The organism is Yersinia thracica (genome assembly GCF_902170565.1).
GTDB lineage: Bacteria > Pseudomonadota > Gammaproteobacteria > Enterobacterales > Enterobacteriaceae > Yersinia > Yersinia thracica.
In genome coordinates, this window is sequence record NZ_CABHXX010000030.1 from 227,678 (window position 1) to 247,049 (window position 19,372).

A 19,372-nucleotide genomic window follows, 5' to 3' on the forward strand; every position below is an offset into this window, starting at 1 on the left:
GAAATATCAAAATAGAAATGACAAATAAAGGCCGGTTGTTGGCGGAGATTATCTAAGACTAATCAACAAATTTTACGATTAAAAACTTTTGGTAATGATCCAACTCTGTTGATTAAAACTGTGTATTTGGAAATCTACCTCAAATACCTCAGAGAGAATATGGGTTTCCATTACCTGCTGAGTCCCGCCCTGGGCCAGCACATGACCACGCGCCATTAACCAAACCTGGTCAGCCTGTTGTAAGGTGTGATTAAGATCATGGGCGCTGATTATTGCGCTGCGTCCAGCAGAACAGAACTCGCGCAGCAAGCTGTCCAATGCCACTTTTTGCGCGACATCAAGACCGGTGTACGGCTCATCAAGTAACAGCAATTTACTATCAGGATTAATAGTTGGCCAAGCTTGCAAAAAAACCGCCGCCAAACGAACCCGCTGCCACTCTCCGCCAGAAAGTTGTGACAACATGCGAGATAACTTGTCGGTTAATCGTAATTTCTCACAGAGATAGCCAATGGTAGCCGCGATAGCATCCTGAGGAACACCCGCCGGTTGATAAAGAGAAAGGTATTGAAAAACCGGCATCATTGTCAGAGCCGATTGTTGTTGAGATAAATAAGCCCGAACGCGAGCCAAATCATGCCCTAAATAACGGGATAATGATTTCCCCGCGAGGGTAATGTCCCCTGCCGAGGGCAATAAGCCCGCTAAAGAAGCGAGTAACGTACTTTTCCCTGCCCCATTCGGGCCTATCACATGAATTTGCAACCCAGCAGCGACTTGCGTAGAAAAAGGAGCAAGACGGGTATCTACACTGACATTACTGAGTTGCAATAACATAAAAATAACTCTTTCATCCGTAAATTAGTGAGCAGCTAAGGCCTGAGTAATGGCATTGATTAAAATTGGGTCTTCTGGCGTCATATCAGGAGCAAAACGCTCAAGAACCACACCCTCTCGGCTAATCAGGAATTTTTCGAAATTCCATAAAATATCGCCAGCCTGCTTTGGCTCACGTCCTTTACTCGCTAAGCGTTGATAGAATTCACTGCCTTCAGGTTTTACAGCAACAGGTTTAGCTGCGATCAATTGTTGATATAAAGGATGGCGTTGTGGGCCATTGACTTCAATTTTGCTAAACATCGGGAAATCAACACCAAAAGTACCGCGGCAGAATGCCTGAATTTCCTCGTTGCTGCCCGGCTCTTGCCCCGCAAATTCATTACTAGGAAATCCTAATACCTCAAAGCCCTGTTGCTGATAAGTTTTGTACAGATTTTCCAAACCTTCATATTGTTTGGTTAAACCACATTGGGAAGCCACATTGACCACCAGCAAAACTGAACCTTTATACTTTTCCAGTTTAACTGATTGGCTTTCAATTGTTTTTACTGGGATGGAATAAATTGAATCATTCATCAGGAGGAATCCTTATTCAGCGATGATAAGCCTACAGGAACATAAGCCCATGTAAGGCTAATCACTTTACACTGTTCACCCGTGTCAGCAACCAGATAAATAATGGCGCGCCTAAGGTTGCCGTTACCACACCAATCGGCAATTCTGCCGAGAATAAGGCGATTCGCGCCACGACATCGGCTAATAACAATACTCCTCCCCCCGCCAAGGCACATCCCGCCAATAACCGGCGCTGATCAGTTAATCCCGTCAACCGTAAAATATGCGGAATGACCAGACCAATAAAGCTAATCACTCCCGCCAGGGCAACACTAATACCCACCAGTAGGCCGATCGCGATAACCAATAAATTCCGCCATAAATGGAGAGAAACTCCCAATTGCCGGGCTTGTTGTTCACCGAGAGACATAAAATTAAGCACATGACCTTGGCAACAGAGCCAAATGACAACAGGTAACAATGCGAGCACTAGCCCTTGTTGCCGCCAGTCAATGCCGCTAAATCCGCCCATCATCCAATACATTAATTGGCGTAAATCCAGGCTGGTGCTGAAATAAACAGCCCACGTCATAATGGCGCTACAGACAATCCCCAAAGCAACCCCAACCAGCAACAATCGGGCATTGGTTAATAAGCGGCGGCGGGCAAAAACCAGCAAAAGCGCCGTCATAAATAAGGCGCCCGCAATGGCACAGGCACTTAAGAACCAGATTGGTAGCAACCCGTGCCCTAATAAAACGGCCATCACCAGCGCAACACCGGCACCGTTTGCCACCCCTAATAAGCCCGGTTCTGCTAATGGATTTTCAAACAATGCCTGCATGACGGCGCCAGATACGGCAAGACTTGCCCCTACCATCATCACTGCCAGTGCTCGAGGCAAACGTAACTGCCAAACGAATAGTTGCCCGGTTTCGCTGAACCACTGAGTGGGCCACATCCACAGATCACCGACACATAAGCTAATGAAAAACGCCAAAAACAATATGACGACCAGCCCCTTGAGATAACGGTGATCACGTTGTTGTTGTTGTTGTTGAAGTGCGGTAAATAACTGACTGGTCTGCATGACATCCTCGGCCATTGCCTCAGGATCTACCTGAAGATATCTGGGTCTATTATTGATTGCTAAGCAATGATAGTAAGAGGTTAAGGGGATAAGGGAAAGTTTTGCATGAAGAAGTTGATTTTTTATTGAGAGAAAACGCCAGTGTTGCCCCTAATATCAGAGGCAACGTGAACGCTATTTGTTATTTATTATCCGCGATAACCATTATTTTGCGGTGGGTAGACCTGCTGACCGCCATGACGACCATTATTATTCTGACTCCCTGGGCTATTTGGCCCTCCCGGTTTGCCGGGGTTGCCCACACCATGATTATTGCCCGGTTGACCATGTCCATTATTGTCATTGTGCTGTGATTGATTACCATGAGAATCACGCCCACTGTACCCTTCACTATGTTCCTGCCCGCGGAATGGATTACCGCCATCATGTTCAGAGGGGCGCTGCCAACGTCCACCATCCCAATAATAACCGCGCTCACTACGGTCACCGATATGCCCACCACGGTGATCGTGCCACCATTGTGGTGGACGCCAATCATAACCATCCCAGTAATAGCCTCGGTTATCTTGGTCACCTAAATGTAAGCTGACTCCGGGTATATTGATATCCAGTGACACATCAGCCTGCGCGATCAGCGGCATTAATGATAAAATGCCTAATAACAGCAGATATTTTTTCATATAAATCCGAATGTATTATTTAACATTAAGAATTTTATATCAGTGAAAATAATGTCTATCTATCGGATAATTTCCCATTTTCAATTTCATTGCATATTGCTAACAGAATCCATACACTCATTTCAGATTGCCTGTTTTATCCCCTCAGAATAAACCTACGTGCCCCATGAATTGACCGAACATAAAATATTAATGAAAAGCCCTGAAAGACTTTTCATTAATAAGCATCTGCAAAATGTTAATTACCACATCAAATCATCTGGCACTTTAAAATCGGCATACGGATCTTCACCATCTTGCTCTTCCTGGCTCAGCGCACTATTTAATACAATACTGCTTGCATCTCTCTGCGCAATTTTATCGGCTACGCTGGCGGGGATAATAGCGTATTCACTCTCGCCACTGTTATCAACAGCCAAACGAGCAATGGCGAGACGGCCACTAATCAGCTGAGCTTGAGTAAGCTTATCCACCACTATTTTTTTAATTAAATTATTATCTGTGAAATTAAAACCAATATTGCCTTTTGAAAGGCTGATTTTGTTCATTTCAATCAACTGCTTCACCTGAGCTTTATATTCTTTAGATAAAGCAGCTTGTTTTTGTTGTTCACTTAGCTGTTTATCACGCTCAAGTTGCGCTTTCTTATTTTCTTCCACAATCTCTCTTGCCTCCCGAGCTTGAACTCGTGATTTTTTAGCCGTCCTTTGGACTTTAGCCATTTTTTTGCTGGTCACTAATCCAGCTTTTAACATCTGTTCTTGCAAGGTGAGTTTTGTCATCTTTGTTTCTAAACCCGTTGAATAATTTGTGGGATTATACCTGTAATTTTTGAGTCTGTACCAGGTTGCTAGACCTGATCACTGTGTAGCTTGAGTTTGAGGGTCTAAGGGAGGATAGCCCTAACCTGCGGTTAGGATGTGGATACTGATAAAATAAAAGAGTTATATTTCAATACATTAAGAACAAGAAAAAGGCCGCTTGCGCGGCCTTTTGTTTCGGGAAAAGATTCACTCTTTCGGAGTGGCACTCTCTACCCGGCTTTTTAGCTTTTGCCCTGGACGGAAAGTCACCACACGGCGCGCCGTAATAGGGATGTCCTCACCCGTCTTCGGATTACGGCCCGGACGTTGGTTCTTGTCTCGCAGATCAAAATTGCCAAAGCCAGACAGTTTGACCTGTTCGCCATTCTCAAGAGCACGACGTACTTCTTCAAAGAATAACTCAACTAGATCTTTTGCATCACGTTTGCTAAGCCCTAGCTTCTCAAACAGATGTTCTGACATTTCAGCTTTAGTAAGCGCCATAGGTTCAATCCCTCAAGGATGCTTGGAATCGCTGTTTTAACGCCTCTACACATCTTGCGACAGTAGCGGCGATCTCCTCTTCTTCCAGTGTACGGGCGGTATCCTGCAACACCAGACTAATAGCCAGACTCTTATAACCTTCTGCTACGCCCTTGCCACGGTACACATCAAACAAGTTTACGCCAACTACCTGATTTGCGCCAACTTTCTTACACTCTGCCAAAATATCTTCTGCGGGAACGTTTTCAGCCACTACAACAGCGATATCACGACGGTTTGCTGGGAAGCGCGAAATCTCGCTGGCATGAGGCACAGCGCGGTCTGCAAGCTTGTTCCACTGCACTTCAAACACCACAGTGCGGCCATTTAAATCCAGCTTACGTTCCAGTTCTGGATGAACTACACCAATGAAACCAATGTGTTCCCCTGATAAATAAATTGCAGCACTCTGTCCTGGATGCAGTGCAGAATGCGTTTCGGCACGGAACTGAACATCCGATAATTTGCCAGTAAGTTCCAGAATTGCTTCCAAATCGCCCTTCAAATCATAGAAGTCGATTGGCTGACGAGCCAGATCCCAGTGTTCATCATAACGGTGACCTGTAATGACAGCAGCCAGCATTACCTCCTGTCGAACTCCAAGATCTGCTTTACTATCAGGTACAAAGCGCAAACCACTTTCAAATAAACGCAAGCGAGATTGCTGGCGATTCTGGTTATACACCACCGCTGACAGTAAACCTGTCAACAATGACAACCGCATTGCAGACATCTCAATGGATATTGGGCTGGGTAAGATGAGTGCATCTTGCTGTGGGTGCAGCAACGCCTGTACTTTTGGGTCAACAAAACTGTAAGTAATTGCTTCCTGATAGCCGCGATCGACTAAAGCGGTCTTAACTCGCTTCAGTGACAAGTTGGCTTCGCGGTGTTTCGTCATCACCAAATCAGCTTTAATAGGCACATCTGGAATATTGTTATACCCGTAGATGCGCGCAACTTCTTCCACCAAATCTTCTTCGATTTCCATATCGAAACGCCAGCTTGGTGCTACGGCCTGCCAATCAGAACCCATTTCAGTCACCTGACAGCCGAGGCGGCGCAGAATATCGCTGACCTGTTCAGAAGGCACATGGTGACCCATTAGGCGATCCAGTTTCTCGCGGCGCAAGGTGATAGTGGCGCGTTTTGGCAATTCTGCCGGTGCAGTCACATCAATCACCGGGCCTGCTTCACCACCGCAGATATCAATCAGCAGCTTGGTAGCGCGTTCAATCGCTTTATGTTGCAGCGCCGGATCAACACCACGCTCATAACGATGAGAAGCATCTGTATGTAAACCATGACGGCGCGCGCGACCCGTAATTGAAAGTGGGCTAAAGAAAGCGGATTCCAACAGTACGTTGCGCGTTTCTTCATTAACACCTGAATGTTCACCACCGAAAATACCCGCCATCGCCAGTGGTTTCTGCTGATCGGCAATAACCAGAGTGTCAGCATTCAGTTTGACTGTTGTGCCATCCAATAAAGTTAACTCTTCACCTTCAGCGGCCAGGCGAACAATAATCTCCGCGTCGATACGGTCTAAGTCAAACGCATGCATCGGTTGGCCTAACTCTAACAAGACGAAGTTAGTAATATCGACAACAGGATCAATTGAACGAATGCCGCAGCGGCGCAATTTCTCGCGCATCCACAATGGGGTAGCGGCTTTAACATTTATGCCTTTCACCACGCGGCCCAAATAGCGTGGACAAGCTTGTGGAGCCTCAACGCGGATCGGGAAGCTGTCATTAATAGACGGCGCAACCGGGCTGATATCTGGCTCAGTGAGTGACAGTTGATTCAACACCGCCACATCACGTGCTACACCGATAATCCCCAGACAATCTGCACGGTTAGGTGTGACACTGATTTCGATAGTTTTATCATCAAGTTTTAGATATTCACGCAGGTCAACGCCAATCGGCGCATCAGCAGGCAGCTCAATAATACCGTCATGATCTTCTGAAATAGCCAGTTCAGAGAAAGAGCACAACATACCTTCAGATGGCTCGCCGCGTAACTTAGCCGCTTTAATCTTAAAATCACCCGGCAGTACAGCACCGACCGTAGCAACCGCAACTTTCAGACCCTGGCGGCAGTTAGGTGCACCACAAACGATGTCCAACAAGCGCTCACCGCCAACATCAATTTTGGTTACACGTAATTTATCTGCATTTGGATGCTGACCGCATTCCACAACGTGGCCGATAACAACACCATTAAATTCGCCTGCTACCGCATCTACGCCATCAACTTCCAAACCGGCCATGGTAATTTGATGGGCTAAATCATCACTGCTAATGGCTGGGTTTACCCATTCGCGTAACCAAAGTTCACTGAATTTCATGAGATATTCCCGCCTTACTTAAACTGTTTGAGGAAACGGAGATCATTTTCGAAGAATGCCCGCAAATCGGTGACACCGTAACGCAGCATCGTTAAGCGCTCCATTCCCATGCCAAATGCAAAGCCCGAATAAATCTCAGGATCAATACCTACGTTTCGTAATACATTGGGATGCACCATGCCGCAGCCCAATACTTCGAGCCATTTACCATTTTTCCCCATAACATCGACTTCAGCAGAGGGTTCAGTAAACGGGAAATAAGAGGGACGGAAGCGAATTTGCAGATCTTCTTCGAAGAAATTACGCAGGAAATCGTGCAGAGTGCCTTTCAGATTGGTGAAGCTGATATCACGGTCAACAATCAGCCCTTCCATTTGATGAAACATCGGTGTGTGTGTTTGGTCGTAATCATTACGATAAACACGGCCAGGCACGATAATCCGAATCGGAGGTTGCTGGCCTTGCATGGTCCGAATCTGCACACCTGACGTCTGCGTACGCAGCAATCGAGTGGCATCAAACCAAAACGTATCATGATCAGCACGAGCTGGGTGATGAGCCGGGATATTCAATGCATCGAAGTTATGATAGTCATCTTCTATTTCTGGGCCAGACTCTACAGAAAAGCCCAATTCGCCGAAGAAAGTTTCAATACGATCAATGGTACGCGTCACCGGATGCAAGCCACCATTTTCCATACGACGCCCCGGTAAGGAGACATCAATGGTTTCGGCCGCCAGTCGGGCATTCAGAACCGCTGATTCCAGCTTTTCTTTGCGAGCATTAAGTGCTTCTTGAACTTCTTGTTTAGCCTGATTAATGACGGCACCAGCTGCTGGACGTTCTTCAGCTGGCAGCTCACGCAGCGATGTCATTTGAAGGGTCAAATGGCCTTTCTTGCCTAAATATTCGACGCGCACCAAATCCAACGCGGCAACATCCTGGGCATCTTCTACGGCTGCTTTAGCTTTGGCAACCAGCTCTGCGAGATGTGGCATTGTTTTCTCTTCCTCTGGCCGTATGGCCCGCTTGTAGTTATATCCGTTATATTTGGAATTGCAGAGGTGTTAGCGGCGCTCAGTTACCCAAATCACTTACTCGTCTTAACCTTAAAAAATAAGTAAGTTCATCGGGATTATGAGCCTCATCAGAGGCTCACCCTGCGGGCCAGCGCAAGCGCCGTTCAAAATGGTTTACAACCAATTTGTCATTCACTGACCACCTTCCTGCCATTCGAATTATTTAGGATATATGTTATTAGTTAAAATCCGATAACCGAAATGAATCTTTTACATAAAATCAGTAAGGTATCCCATCAGTGACACCTTTACTCACATCACCATAAGTGCGGTAGAGTAAAAACAAAAAAGCCTCCACTATGGGAGGCTTCGGCGCTATTTTTCGTTTCTATTCTTACGCGCAAGCCTCCTGAAATCAGGCGCTAAAGTAAAAAAAGAAGCGAAAAGTAACAGCATGCATCATAACGATGACCTTCTTACTAATAAGCTAAAGATTAAAAGAGGGAGACCAGCTCCCTCTTCAATTCTGACTTACGCCAGAGCTACTTTCGCTTTTTCGACCAGTGCAGAGAATGCCACTTTATCGAATACTGCGATGTCAGCCAGGATCTTACGGTCGATTTCAACAGAAGCCTTTTTCAGACCATTGATGAAACGGCTGTAAGACAGACCATTCTGACGTGCAGCTGCGTTAATACGTGCAATCCACAATTGGCGGAATTGACGTTTCCGTTGACGGCGGTCACGGTAGGCGTATTGGCCTGCCTTGATTACTGCCTGGAAAGCAACACGATAAACGCGCGAACGGGCACCGTAGTAACCTTTCGCTTGCTTTAATATTTTTTTGTGACGTGCACGAGCTACCACACCACGTTTTACGCGAGCCATTTACTTCTCCTATCGTCTTAATTCAAACCAAAATTACTTATGCGTATGGCAGACATGCTACGACCAAACCTAGATCGTTCTTAGATACCATGCCTTTTGGACGTAAATGACGTTTACGCTTAGTAGCTTTTTTGGTCAAAATATGACGCAGGTTGGCATGCTTACGCTTAAAACCACCGGCACCGGTTTTTTTGAAGCGCTTAGCGGCGCCGCGTACTGTCTTAATCTTTGGCATTGAATATATCCACTTCGCATTGTTAATTACAACGAGCTAGCCAGGCGAACAGACCTCTTGCTATGCAAGCATAGAGAAGCCTGTTACTTGAGTGCCTTACTGTCTCTTCTTAGGTGCGAGCACCATGATCATCTGACGACCTTCGATACGAGTCGGGAAAGACTCCACGACGGCCAAATCAGAATCTTCAGTCAGATCTTTTTTGACACGGTTAAGGACTTCCATGCCGATCTGTTGGTGCGCCATCTCACGTCCACGGAATCGCAGAGTGATTTTGGCTTTATCGCCATCTTCCAGAAAGCGAATCAGGTTGCGTAGTTTGACCTGATAGTCGCCATCATCGGTACCAGGACGGAATTTGATTTCCTTGACCTGAATGACTTTTTGCTTCTTCTTCTGTTCTTTTGTCGACTTGCTCTTCTCATAGAGGAATTTGCCGTAATCCATAATACGACAAACCGGCGGCTCGGCATTCGGACTGATTTCTACTAAATCAACACCAGCTTCCTCGGCTTTTTCAAGAGCTTCATTCAGACTGACAATGCCAATCTGCTCACCATCGACGCCTGTTAAGCGAACTTCTGTGGCGCGAATCTCTTTGTTGATGCGATTAGGACGCGCCGGTTGAACTCGTTTTCCGCCTTTAATACTTTATTCCTCCAGTTGATGAAGACTACGGCTGCGAATTTCTGCTAGCAGCTGGTCTACGACCACGTTGACGTCTAAGCTTCCTAAATCTTTACCACGGCGGGTACGAACGGCAATTTTGCCTGATTCGACCTCTTTATCGCCACAGACCAGCATATATGGAACCCGACGCAACGTATGTTCACGAATTTTAAAGCCAATCTTCTCATTTCTCAAGTCCGCTTTTGCCCGAATCCCTGCATCTTGCAGTTTTTTGGTCACTTGTTGGACATAATCAGACTGACTATCAGTGATATTCATCACCACGACTTGTACCGGTGCTAACCAAGTTGGGAAGAAGCCTGCATATTCTTCGGTAAGAATACCGATAAAACGCTCCATTGACCCCAAAATAGCCCGGTGAATCATTACTGGCACCTGGCGATCATTATTTTCGCCGATGTAAGACGCACTTAAGCGGCCCGGTAATGAGAAATCGAGCTGTACGGTACCACACTGCCACGCACGATCCAAACAATCATGCAAGGTAAATTCAATTTTCGGACCGTAGAAGGCACCTTCACCCGGCTGATAATCAAACGGAATGCCATTTTCAGTCAGCGCAGCAGCTAAATCGTCTTCAGCGCGAGTCCATAAGTCATCGCTACCAATACGTTTTTCAGGACGCGTAGACAGCTTGACCACAATTTTTTCGAAGCCAAAGGTGCTGTACATGTCGTACACCATCTTGATACAGCTGTTCACTTCATCGCGAACCTGCTCTTCAGTACAGAAGATGTGTGCATCGTCCTGAGTAAAGCCACGCACACGCATTAAGCCGTGTAGCGCGCCTGATGGCTCATTACGATGGCAGCTACCGAACTCGGCCATACGCAGTGGCAGGTCACGGTACGACTTCAACCCTTGGTTGAAGATCTGTACATGCCCAGGGCAGTTCATTGGCTTGATACAGTACTCGCGGTTTTCCGACGACGTGGTGAACATATGCTCGGCATAGTTCTCCCAATGCCCGGTTTTTTCCCACAGAACACGGTCCATCATAAATGGCCCTTTCACTTCCTGGTACTGGTACTCTTTGAGCTTCATACGCACAAAAGTTTCCAGTTCACGGAAGATAGTCCAGCCGTCATTGTGCCAGAACACCATACCGGGTGCTTCTTCCTGCATGTGGTAAAGGTCCAACTGCTTACCAATCTTACGATGGTCGCGTTTGGCTGCTTCTTCCAGACGTTGCAGATAAGCATTCAGTTGCTTCTTATCACCCCAAGCCGTGCCGTAGATACGTTGCAGCATTTTATTTTTGCTGTCGCCACGCCAATAGGCTCCAGAGGTTTTCTGCAATTTAAAATGATGGCAGAAACGCATATTAGGAACGTGCGGGCCACGGCACATATCAACGTATTCTTCATGGTGATATAAACCAGGACGATCATCGCGGCTGATATTCTCATCAAGAATAGCCACTTTATAATCTTCACCACGAGCAGCAAAAGTATCACGGGCTTCTTGCCAACTGACCTTTTTCTTGATCACGTCGTAATCTTTATCGGCAAGTTCATGCATCCGCTTTTCCAGCAGCTCAAGATCTTCCTGCGTCAGAGTACGGTCAATATCAACATCGTAATAGAAACCGTTGTCGATAACTGGGCCGATTGCCATCTTGGTATCTGGCCAAAGTTGCTTGATAGCGTGCCCCAATAAGTGCGCACATGAATGGCGAAGAATTTCCAAGCCTTCAGCATCTTTGGTAGTGATAATGGCCAGTTGTGCATCAGATTCGATCAGGTCACCGGCATCCACTAATTCGCCATTGACGCGGCCAGCAATACAGGCTTTTGCCAGACCGGGGCCGATATCTAAGGCAACATCAAGGACAGAAACGGCGTGATCATATTGACGCTGGCTGCCGTCAGGAAGGGTAATAACAGGCATTCTAATTCCTTATCTACAGTGGTGACCCACACGACAGATCACATGCAAGACGTAATTATTGTTTAATTTCAAAAAGTTGCGACATCAATTTAACCCACGTTTGTTATATTGGTACGCAACTGTGTACACAGTTTACTTTGTGACACAGATCATGTCATAAAGTGAAGTCATATTATCACCACTTAATGCAATGGCAATAAAACCTAGCGAATAATCTATTAATACTGCAACCAAACAGTGATAATGATCACCGACAAAGTTATCATGCTTAAACTGCTCTACGATCAGCATAATATCAACACCGTATAACTGAGGGTCTACTATTGCAGCGACAACCTGTTACATCCTCCAGAATTTTGTCGATTGGTTATGATCCTGAAAATCGCATGCTGGAGATACAGTTCAGAGAACAAGGGATTTATCAGTATCTTGGCGTTCCTGAGCGTGTTCACCAGAATTTTATGTCGGCCGTTTCGAAAGGTCGTTTTTTTGATGGCGTAATAAAAGGCAAGTTTTTATGCCGGAAAATTGGCTAGTCAGAAAATAATCAAATAAAAACATATCATTACACCACACTGAAACGGTTACTTCTATGATAAGTATTGGCAAAGAAGTCTGCCGTTTCAGGAATCTATCAACTCCTGTACTGCTCCTCAAATTCTCATAGTCAGAACACCACTAACAGTCAAAAACATAAAATACACCTTTACCTCCATCACGATAATAATGGGTTGCAGGACTATGTCTTGGAATGCCCCTTTGAAGCCGATTAAAGGCGTTTATCCTTACCAACAATGATTTACATTATGATCTATTGCTTTTGAGTAGCACTGGGTGTATTGCTATTTCTACAGGATGTGCCCATAATCAATTTCCGTTTCCGTGTAGCAATGGTTACTGGAACGCCGCCCCGATTGTTTACGCAATCGGGGCGTTTTATTTGGCTCAGGCCAAGAATTCCGTGCTTTTTTTTCCTTTCCCCATAAATACTTCCTTATTGCTCAAAATGGCAGCGCCCTCATAAATACTGAACAATAAAATATATTCCATCCGTTTTTCTTCCGCATTTTATTGCCTATGATTTGCATACTGGTCAATAAGAGGGAGAAATACGATGAAACAGACTAACGACGTTCTGTCGGGCCTCGAACTTTACTTTCGCCGGACACATCAACAGAACACTGAGAAAACACCTTGGTTTACTCGCTGGTTGTATATTCCGATAGAAGAAAGGATGCAGATACTGGATGATTTACTGAAACCATACCCTGCTGCTACAGAGTACCAAAAGAAATAAGCTACACGAGCCGGAGAGATATTGAGTAAAAGGAAGATAACGGTTGAGATGCACTCACTCTGATGAGTGCATTTTGGCCAGATCAATAGCGGCTTGAATTGCTGAGCGCGCTTGAGGGCTATTTTTCCAACACGTCGATCCCACCATGGCAGCCGCGCTGCTAACAATCTCATTCATATCAGCCTGACCAAGTTGAGTCAGCGAAGTAAAACCGAGCTGTTCCAGACGTGTAATAACAGTCGGCCCAACTCCCTTGACGGCTAACAAAGCGCTACGTTCATTATCAGTAAATGCCATACCAGCCTCCGGTGAGATAAGTAGGAAGTGAATAAAAAGGCGCATTATTTAAAGTAAAACCATGCCGTCACAATCAAGCCATCTTTTACTTCAAAAAAACCGACCATCGGCTCAGTTAAAAGTGATTAGAGCCGCTTCCTGGACGCATTTTCCGCACTGAAAAACCAGAGTTCTGGCAAACGGTTAGGATAAAAGCGGATTTCGTAAGTATCTTTAAGTGGTGCTAAGCGCCAACGGGGACGGGCTTCACGTTTAGGTTTTAAAAAACGCAAACGGCCACGATCACGTGCAGCTTGGGTATCTAACACCCACGCAGCGGAAGCCGATAATGGCTGACGAATATATTCATCTTCAACACTGATATCACAAATGCACAAAACCTTATTCCTTGCAAAAAATTGATGCTGACATGATTATTCTGGATCTGCGGTATTGAGCCAACTGTTGCCAGCCAATGGTTTGATCTACATCACATATCCTCGGGTACTTGTTATCACCGTTACGCTAATTGCTGGGCGTCAATGCCAATGACGTTGGGCAATAGCATTGGTATCGCGTAAAGTGGCAAGGTAAGTAATAATTGCGTATGCGGGCATATTTGCCTGATGTACGGCTAATTGCCTAATATGTTTTACTTTCATTGGGTTGGTTTGAAGTTATGTCCGGAGCAAGATGAATGCACAGTATTCTTGAGTTATTTAAAGCCATTGGCCTGGGGTTAGTTCTCCTGCTGCCATTGGCAAACCCATTGACGACAGTGGCACTATTACTCGGTTTATCCGGCAATATGACCAGCGAAGAGCGTAATCAACAGTCGAAGATGGCATCAATTTATGTCTTCTTTATTATGACTGTCGCTTACTACGCGGGTCAGGTTGTCATGAGTACCTTTGGTATTTCGATTCCTGGATTGCGCATAGCGGGCGGGCTGATTGTGGCATTCATTGGTTTTCGTATGCTTTTCCCACAGCAATCAGCGGAAGATACTCAGTTAGAAGCAAAATCACAGGATTTAAAGAAACGAAAATCGATCAATATTGCCTTTGTGCCATTGGCAATGCCCAGTACCGCCGGGCCCGGAACTATCGCCATGATCATCAGCTCAGCGGCCTCGGTAAAAGGTCATGACATGTTCAGCCCATGGGTTGTAGCAGTCGCACCAGTGCTGATTTTTCTCAGTGTTTCACTGATTTTATGGGGTTCGCTGCTCAGTTCTGGCGCTATTATGCGTTGGGTCGGCAAAAGTGGTATTGAAGCCATTTCACGGCTGATGGGATTTTTGCTGGTGTGTATGGGCGTACAGTTTATTATCAACGGTGTGCTGGATATTATTGCGAACTATACCCCTGCGGTTGCATGACCCGTTATTTAAGATATAAGCCCTAAGTCATTTGAATGGTGGAAAGGCGGCAAGCGAGAAACAAATCAGTCGGGACGATTTGAACAGCATTGATGCTAGCCCGCAGGGTAAGCCTCAAGGATGAGGTTCATTAATCCCGATGAACTTACATCAATAAGTCATTCGGGTTATTAAACGCAGCTAACGCGCATATAGTTTAAAGTATGACGGGTTTTGAAGTATGACGAGTATAGAAAGAAACGCTAACCGATGTTTATACTGATACACATATTACAGCATCCATAAACGACATCGGTTAGTGCTTTAATATTATTCTGACATCGCCCGGTAAGCGGTATCGACTTTCCACAAATAACGTGGCGCTTGTGCGGCCGGATGTTTCTTTTGTATATGCTGATAAAATTCGTTCGGGCTAAGACTATTAATTTTATTCACTGCCAGACGTTTATCAGATGAGAACGTCCGCAGCATGGCACCCGCGCCATTGGCGTAAGAAACGATAGTCGCATAACGCAATGTTTGCGGATCACTTATCCCCGCTAACTGCTGGTTTTGCAAAATATTGATATAAGCCGTCCCAATATCAATATTCTTCACAGGATCTTTTAATTCGCCAGAGCTTGGTTGACCATTGCGCCCTTTCATCCGGTACGCATCACGACCCGCTGTAGAGGCTTTAATTTGCATCAAACCCACAGCATTTGAAGTGCTGACCACATCAGGATTATAACCAGACTCCACTTGGATAATGGCTTTAATCAAAGTTTCATCAACACCATAATGGCTGGCGGCTTGTTTAATTACATCGCTATACGCAACTGTACTTGAACCTGCGCTGCTTTTCTGTGCATTAAGGAAACCACCTTGGGGCGCGTTCTTCAGCCACCCATTATTTGCTTGCGGTGGCGGGGTTTGTTTAGCACACCCTGCCAGCAATAAAATTGCCATTAGGCAACCGACTTTTGAATTCACAGTATTCCCCGAGCTAATAAGCCGTTTGGTAGCATATACAAATTGTCACCTCGTCCAAATAGATTTTTTGCGCTAGTTTGACCATTATTAACATAATGATCAGGCTATATTCGGTAACTATCGGTAAGTTTTAGTTTATTGTATGGCGGGGCTTGACTTCATCCCTAATGATATTGATAATCATTTTCATTTAAAGAAAGGGAACATCGCCATGTTTACTAAGCAAAAAATACCCTACCTGCACTCTATTAGCGGCTTTAGACCTGGTTTTTTACGTGCCATTGCCTTGTTAACCGCTGTAGCAATTTCATCACTGATCAGCACCTCAGCGTTGGCGGAAAATAAGCCCAACGACCCGGATAAAAAATTCAAAATCGTGACGACATTCACGATTATTCAGGATATCGCGCAAAATGTCGCCGGTGATGCGGCCGTGGTCGAGTCGATAACCAAGCCCGGTGCTGAAATCCATGACTATCAACCAACCCCGCGCGACATCGTCAAAGCACAGTCAGCGGACCTGATTTTATGGAACGGCATGAATCTGGAACGTTGGTTTGAGCGCTTCTTTGAAAATATTAAAGATGTCCCTTCCGCTGTAGTGACTGACGGCATTACTCCACTCCCAATCCGTGAAGGGCCGTATAAAGGTATTCCTAACCCACATGCCTGGATGTCCCCTTCAAACGCATTGATTTATATTGAAAATATTCGTAAGGCGCTGGTTGAACATGATCCCGCTCATGCTGATACTTATAATCGCAATGCTAAAGCCTATGCTGAAAAAATTGCCGCACTGGATGCCCCGCTACGTGAGCGTTTATCCCGAATTCCAGAACAGCAGCGCTGGCTGGTGACCAGTGAGGGTGCTTTCAGTTATCTGGCAAAAGATTATGGTTTTAAAGAAGTTTATTTATGGCCAATCAATGCTGAAGAGCAAGGATCTCCACAACAAGTACGCCATGTTATTGATACCATGCGCGCCAATAAAATCCCGGTCATATTTAGCGAAAGCACTATTTCTGATAAACCGGCTAAGCAGGTCAGCAAAGAAACCGGCGCACAATATGGTGGTGTGTTATATGTTGATTCTCTCTCGAATGAGAAAGGCCCGGTTCCTACTTATATCGATTTGATTAACACCACGGTGCAAACTATCGCGAAAGGATTTGGTCAATGAGCTCTGCTGTTTTTGTCCGCCCAGAGTTGGTAGTGGATAATGTCACTGTCACCTATAACAATGGGCATACGGCTATTTATGATGCCAGTTTTTCCCTCACTGGCGGGACTATCTGCGCATTAGTCGGCGTCAATGGTAGCGGTAAATCAACGCTGTTTAAAAGCATCATGGGCCAAGTCAAACCCAGTGTGGGCAAAGTAGAACTGAGTGATAAACCGGTTAGCCACGCTTTAAAGCAAAATACCATCGCCTACGTGCCACAGACCGAAGATGTGGATTGGAACTTTCCAGTCTTAGTTGAAGATGTGGTGATGATGGGGCGCTACGGGAAAATGAATTTTTTGCGTATCCCGAGCCGGGAAGATAAAGCTCTGGTTGATAAGGCTATTGAGCGGGTCGGATTAACCGCATTGCGTTCACGGCAAATCGGCGAACTGTCTGGCGGGCAGAAAAAACGGGTGTTTCTGGCGCGCGCACTGGCCCAGCAAGGCACGGTATTACTGCTGGATGAGCCTTTCACCGGGGTTGATGTCAAAACGGAAAATGCCATCATTGATTTGCTGCGCGCGCTGCGCGATGAAGGCCACCTGATTTTGGTTTCAACTCATAACCTCGGCAGTGTACCGGAGTTTTGTGACCACGTGATTCTGATTAATCAGACCGTGCTCGCGGCGGGTCCAACAGAAACCACCTTTACTCAAAAGAACCTTGAAATGACCTTTGGTGGCGTCTTGCGCCATATCAATCTCTCGGGGAATACGCTACACGACGATAATGACCCGCGCACCGTGACGGTTATCACCGATGACGAGCGCCCCGCGGTATTTTATGGTCATACCAAAGATGATCCACCGGCGCAAAGCCAGTCGAAGGAGAACACTCCCTGATGCTGGAAATTTTACTGCAACCCTTTAACTACAATTACATGGTGAAGGCCATTTGGGTGAGCGCGATTGTCGGTGCGGTCTGTGCTTTCTTATCCGCTTATTTGATGCTGAAAGGCTGGTCGCTGATGGGAGATGCGCTCTCGCACTCCGTGGTGCCCGGTGTGGCGGGTGCTTATGCCCTCGGCCTACCTTATGCCGCTGGCGCATTCTTTACCGGCATGCTTGCTGCATTGGCCATGACATTAGTCCGCCACATTACCCGCCTGCGGGAAGATGCCATCATCGGTTTTATTTTCTCCACTTTCTTTGCCGTCGGGCTGTTAATTGTTTCGCTCAATCCCACCTCCGTTAATGTGCAGTCAATTATTTTCGGTAATATTTTGGGCATAGCCGATGAAGATGTTTTGCAAGTCGAAATCATTATTTTGGTCTCTTTTGTGATTTTATGTCTGATTTGGAAAGACTTGCTGGCGGTGTTTTTTGATGAAGGCCATGCTCTGTCGATTGGCCTGTCACCACTGCGGTTAAAAATTTTATTCTTCACTTTGCTGAGCGCTTGTACTGTGGCTGCGCTGCAAACTGTCGGGGCGATTCTGGTGATTGCTATGGTGGTCACGCCGGGCGCGACCGCCTATTTATTAACTGACCGTTTCAGCCGTTTGCTGGTAATAGCTATCGCCATTGGGGCTTTTACCAGTGCTTTTGGCGCTTATCTCAGCTTTTATCTCAATGGGGCAACCGGCGGGGTCATTGTGACCTTACAAACAGTGGTATTCCTGCTGGCCTTTGTCTTCGCCCCTAAACACGGTTTGCTGGCAACGCGTTATCAAACGCGCCAGAAGCGCCGTCACCCTGCGGCCCCACGTCCGGAGGATAATGTATGAATACTTTATTCAGTCTGGTCAGCGAACCTTTCGCCTACCCTTTTATGCAACGGGCGATAGTTGCCGCCATCATTACCGGTGTGGTGTGCGCGGTTTTATCTTGTTATCTGGTGCTAAAAGGTTGGTCATTGATGGGAGATGCTATCTCTCACGCCGTGTTGCCGGGCATTGTATTGGCCTTTTGGTTGGGTATCCCATTGGTTATCGGGGCTTTTATTTCGGGGATATTCTGTGCTGTCGCCACTGGCTATTTAAAAGAAAACAGTCGGGTTAAAGAGGATACGGTCATGGGGATTGTATTCTCGGGCATGTTCGCTTTTGGTCTGGTGCTATTTTCCCGTCTGGATACTGACCAGCATCTTAGCCATATTTTGTTCGGTAATATGCTGGGCATTTCACTGGCTGAGCTGAAACAAACCTTATGGATTGCCGGGTTCACTCTGTTAGTGGTGCTGTTAAAGCGCAAAGATTTCATGCTGTACTGCTTTGACCCAAACCACGCCCGTGTCATTGGGCTGCCGGTTAAATTATTGCACTATGGTTTACTGTGTTTGCTGGCATTAACTATCGTGGCTTCATTGCAGGCGGTGGGGGTTATCTTAGTTATCGCCATGTTGATATCTCCGGGTATTATCGCCTTTATGGTGTGCCGCAGTTTTGATCAGATGCTGGTTGTTGCCACTCTGGCTTCGGTGCTCTCGTGTGTATTAGGGACATTGATAAGCTTCCATATTGACGGCGCAACAGGCCCCTGCATTGTCATTATTCAAGCATTATTCTTTGTCATCGCACTCATATACAGCCATATAAAGCCGATGAAAGGCCGCACAATCGCTTTGAAAGCCAAAGATGGCGGTGCTAAAAATGCACCAAAAGGTAACCTGCTATAATAAATTGAGCTTTAATATA

The 19,372-nt window shown here is 46.0% G+C and carries 24 protein-coding genes and 1 other annotated feature; of the genes, 7 read left to right on the top strand and 17 right to left on the bottom strand.

From position 1 onward, the window contains the following. Positions 1 to 78 precede the first annotated feature (78 nt). From btuD to FTA91_RS20040, 14 genes are all read right to left on the bottom strand, one after another. A complete protein-coding gene (gene btuD, locus FTA91_RS04570; protein WP_145582994.1) occupies positions 79 to 837 on the bottom strand; it encodes a vitamin B12 ABC transporter ATP-binding protein BtuD in 759 nt (252 codons plus the stop codon). Between the two features lie 24 nt (positions 838 to 861). Further along, positions 862 to 1,416, bottom strand: coding sequence for a glutathione peroxidase (locus FTA91_RS04575; protein ID WP_050115282.1), 555 nt, complete (start codon positions 1,414 to 1,416; stop codon positions 862 to 864). A 61-nt stretch (positions 1,417 to 1,477) separates the two neighbouring features. Continuing rightward, on the bottom strand, positions 1,478 to 2,485 hold the full coding sequence (gene btuC / locus FTA91_RS04580; protein WP_145534479.1) for a vitamin B12 ABC transporter permease BtuC: 1,008 nt from the start codon (positions 2,483 to 2,485) through the stop codon (positions 1,478 to 1,480). A gap of 188 nt (positions 2,486 to 2,673) precedes the next feature. Further along, the gene (locus FTA91_RS04585; RefSeq protein WP_050116429.1) at positions 2,674 to 3,165 is read right to left on the bottom strand and encodes a DUF2502 domain-containing protein; all 492 of its coding nucleotides are present in this window, start codon (positions 3,163 to 3,165) and stop codon (positions 2,674 to 2,676) included. A 242-nt stretch (positions 3,166 to 3,407) separates the two neighbouring features. Further along, complete coding sequence (locus FTA91_RS04590; protein ID WP_050116428.1) at positions 3,408 to 3,947, bottom strand: DUF2058 domain-containing protein; 540 nt, start codon at positions 3,945 to 3,947, stop codon at positions 3,408 to 3,410. A 228-nt stretch (positions 3,948 to 4,175) separates the two neighbouring features. Beyond that, complete coding sequence (gene ihfA / locus FTA91_RS04595) at positions 4,176 to 4,472, bottom strand: integration host factor subunit alpha (protein WP_002211830.1); 297 nt, start codon at positions 4,470 to 4,472, stop codon at positions 4,176 to 4,178. Positions 4,473 to 4,476: 4 nt separating this feature from the next. Then, positions 4,477 to 6,864: a phenylalanine--tRNA ligase subunit beta gene (gene pheT, locus FTA91_RS04600; protein WP_145534467.1), complete on the bottom strand. Its 2,388-nt coding sequence runs from the start codon at positions 6,862 to 6,864 to the stop codon at positions 4,477 to 4,479. 14 nt (positions 6,865 to 6,878) lie between these two features. Continuing rightward, positions 6,879 to 7,862: a phenylalanine--tRNA ligase subunit alpha gene (pheS, locus tag FTA91_RS04605; protein ID WP_004393358.1), complete on the bottom strand. Its 984-nt coding sequence runs from the start codon at positions 7,860 to 7,862 to the stop codon at positions 6,879 to 6,881. Between the two features lie 362 nt (positions 7,863 to 8,224). Beyond that, positions 8,225 to 8,347: a sequence feature (Phe leader region), on the bottom strand. Continuing rightward, positions 8,299 to 8,346, bottom strand: coding sequence for a pheST operon leader peptide PheM (pheM, locus tag FTA91_RS20540; RefSeq protein WP_152414234.1), 48 nt, complete (start codon positions 8,344 to 8,346; stop codon positions 8,299 to 8,301). It overlaps the preceding feature by 48 nt. A gap of 67 nt (positions 8,348 to 8,414) precedes the next feature. Next, the gene (rplT, locus tag FTA91_RS04615) at positions 8,415 to 8,771 is read right to left on the bottom strand and encodes a 50S ribosomal protein L20 (protein WP_004706556.1); all 357 of its coding nucleotides are present in this window, start codon (positions 8,769 to 8,771) and stop codon (positions 8,415 to 8,417) included. A 37-nt stretch (positions 8,772 to 8,808) separates the two neighbouring features. Beyond that, positions 8,809 to 9,006: a 50S ribosomal protein L35 gene (rpmI, locus tag FTA91_RS04620; protein ID WP_004713020.1), complete on the bottom strand. Its 198-nt coding sequence runs from the start codon at positions 9,004 to 9,006 to the stop codon at positions 8,809 to 8,811. A 96-nt stretch (positions 9,007 to 9,102) separates the two neighbouring features. Next, a complete protein-coding gene (infC, locus tag FTA91_RS04625; protein WP_011816226.1) occupies positions 9,103 to 9,654 on the bottom strand; it encodes a translation initiation factor IF-3 in 552 nt (183 codons plus the stop codon). Between the two features lie 3 nt (positions 9,655 to 9,657). Continuing rightward, positions 9,658 to 11,586, bottom strand: coding sequence for a threonine--tRNA ligase (thrS, locus tag FTA91_RS04630; RefSeq protein WP_038632573.1), 1,929 nt, complete (start codon positions 11,584 to 11,586; stop codon positions 9,658 to 9,660). A gap of 132 nt (positions 11,587 to 11,718) precedes the next feature. After that, positions 11,719 to 11,877 (bottom strand): hypothetical protein, encoded by a 159-nt coding sequence (locus FTA91_RS20040; RefSeq protein ID WP_174634500.1) that lies wholly within the window; start codon positions 11,875 to 11,877, stop codon positions 11,719 to 11,721. Between the two features lie 32 nt (positions 11,878 to 11,909). On the opposite strand from FTA91_RS20040, the gene FTA91_RS04635 reads away from it, so the two are divergent. Beyond that, a complete protein-coding gene (locus tag FTA91_RS04635) occupies positions 11,910 to 12,122 on the top strand; it encodes a KTSC domain-containing protein (RefSeq protein WP_050116426.1) in 213 nt (70 codons plus the stop codon). A gap of 578 nt (positions 12,123 to 12,700) precedes the next feature. After that, on the top strand, positions 12,701 to 12,883 hold the full coding sequence (locus FTA91_RS04640) for a hypothetical protein (RefSeq protein ID WP_038632565.1): 183 nt from the start codon (positions 12,701 to 12,703) through the stop codon (positions 12,881 to 12,883). 54 nt (positions 12,884 to 12,937) lie between these two features. Here FTA91_RS04640 and FTA91_RS04645 read toward each other — a convergent pair whose 3' ends face one another. Beyond that, entirely contained in the window at positions 12,938 to 13,180 is a 243-nt protein-coding gene (locus FTA91_RS04645) for a Pathogenicity locus (protein WP_038632563.1), read from the bottom strand. A gap of 125 nt (positions 13,181 to 13,305) precedes the next feature. Continuing rightward, positions 13,306 to 13,557, bottom strand: coding sequence for a hypothetical protein (locus FTA91_RS04650; RefSeq protein ID WP_038632559.1), 252 nt, complete (start codon positions 13,555 to 13,557; stop codon positions 13,306 to 13,308). A gap of 299 nt (positions 13,558 to 13,856) precedes the next feature. On the opposite strand from FTA91_RS04650, the gene FTA91_RS04655 reads away from it, so the two are divergent. Next, on the top strand, positions 13,857 to 14,540 hold the full coding sequence (locus FTA91_RS04655) for a MarC family NAAT transporter (protein WP_050116425.1): 684 nt from the start codon (positions 13,857 to 13,859) through the stop codon (positions 14,538 to 14,540). Positions 14,541 to 14,849: 309 nt separating this feature from the next. Here the strand turns inward: FTA91_RS04655 and FTA91_RS04660 are convergent, their stop codons facing one another. Then, positions 14,850 to 15,512 carry a transglycosylase SLT domain-containing protein gene (locus FTA91_RS04660; RefSeq protein ID WP_032821139.1) on the bottom strand — a complete coding sequence of 221 codons (663 nt, stop codon included), beginning with the start codon at positions 15,510 to 15,512 and terminating at the stop codon, positions 14,850 to 14,852. A 211-nt stretch (positions 15,513 to 15,723) separates the two neighbouring features. On the opposite strand from FTA91_RS04660, the gene yfeA reads away from it, so the two are divergent. Genes yfeA through yfeD form a run of 4 tightly spaced genes read left to right on the top strand, consistent with a single transcriptional unit; the run spans position 15,724 to position 19,353 of the window. Beyond that, positions 15,724 to 16,692 (top strand): iron/manganese ABC transporter substrate-binding protein YfeA, encoded by a 969-nt coding sequence (gene yfeA / locus FTA91_RS04665; protein WP_050116424.1) that lies wholly within the window; start codon positions 15,724 to 15,726, stop codon positions 16,690 to 16,692. After that, positions 16,689 to 17,579 carry an iron/manganese ABC transporter ATP-binding protein YfeB gene (yfeB, locus tag FTA91_RS04670; protein WP_050116423.1) on the top strand — a complete coding sequence of 297 codons (891 nt, stop codon included), beginning with the start codon at positions 16,689 to 16,691 and terminating at the stop codon, positions 17,577 to 17,579. Before yfeA ends, yfeB begins: the two co-directional genes overlap by 4 nt. Next, positions 17,579 to 18,463: an iron/manganese ABC transporter permease subunit YfeC gene (gene yfeC / locus FTA91_RS04675; protein ID WP_050116422.1), complete on the top strand. Its 885-nt coding sequence runs from the start codon at positions 17,579 to 17,581 to the stop codon at positions 18,461 to 18,463. The genes yfeB and yfeC overlap by 1 nt, the downstream gene beginning before the upstream one ends. Then, positions 18,460 to 19,353: an iron/manganese ABC transporter permease subunit YfeD gene (gene yfeD, locus FTA91_RS04680; RefSeq protein ID WP_145534470.1), complete on the top strand. Its 894-nt coding sequence runs from the start codon at positions 18,460 to 18,462 to the stop codon at positions 19,351 to 19,353. The genes yfeC and yfeD overlap by 4 nt, the downstream gene beginning before the upstream one ends. Positions 19,354 to 19,372: the final 19 nt, after the last annotated feature.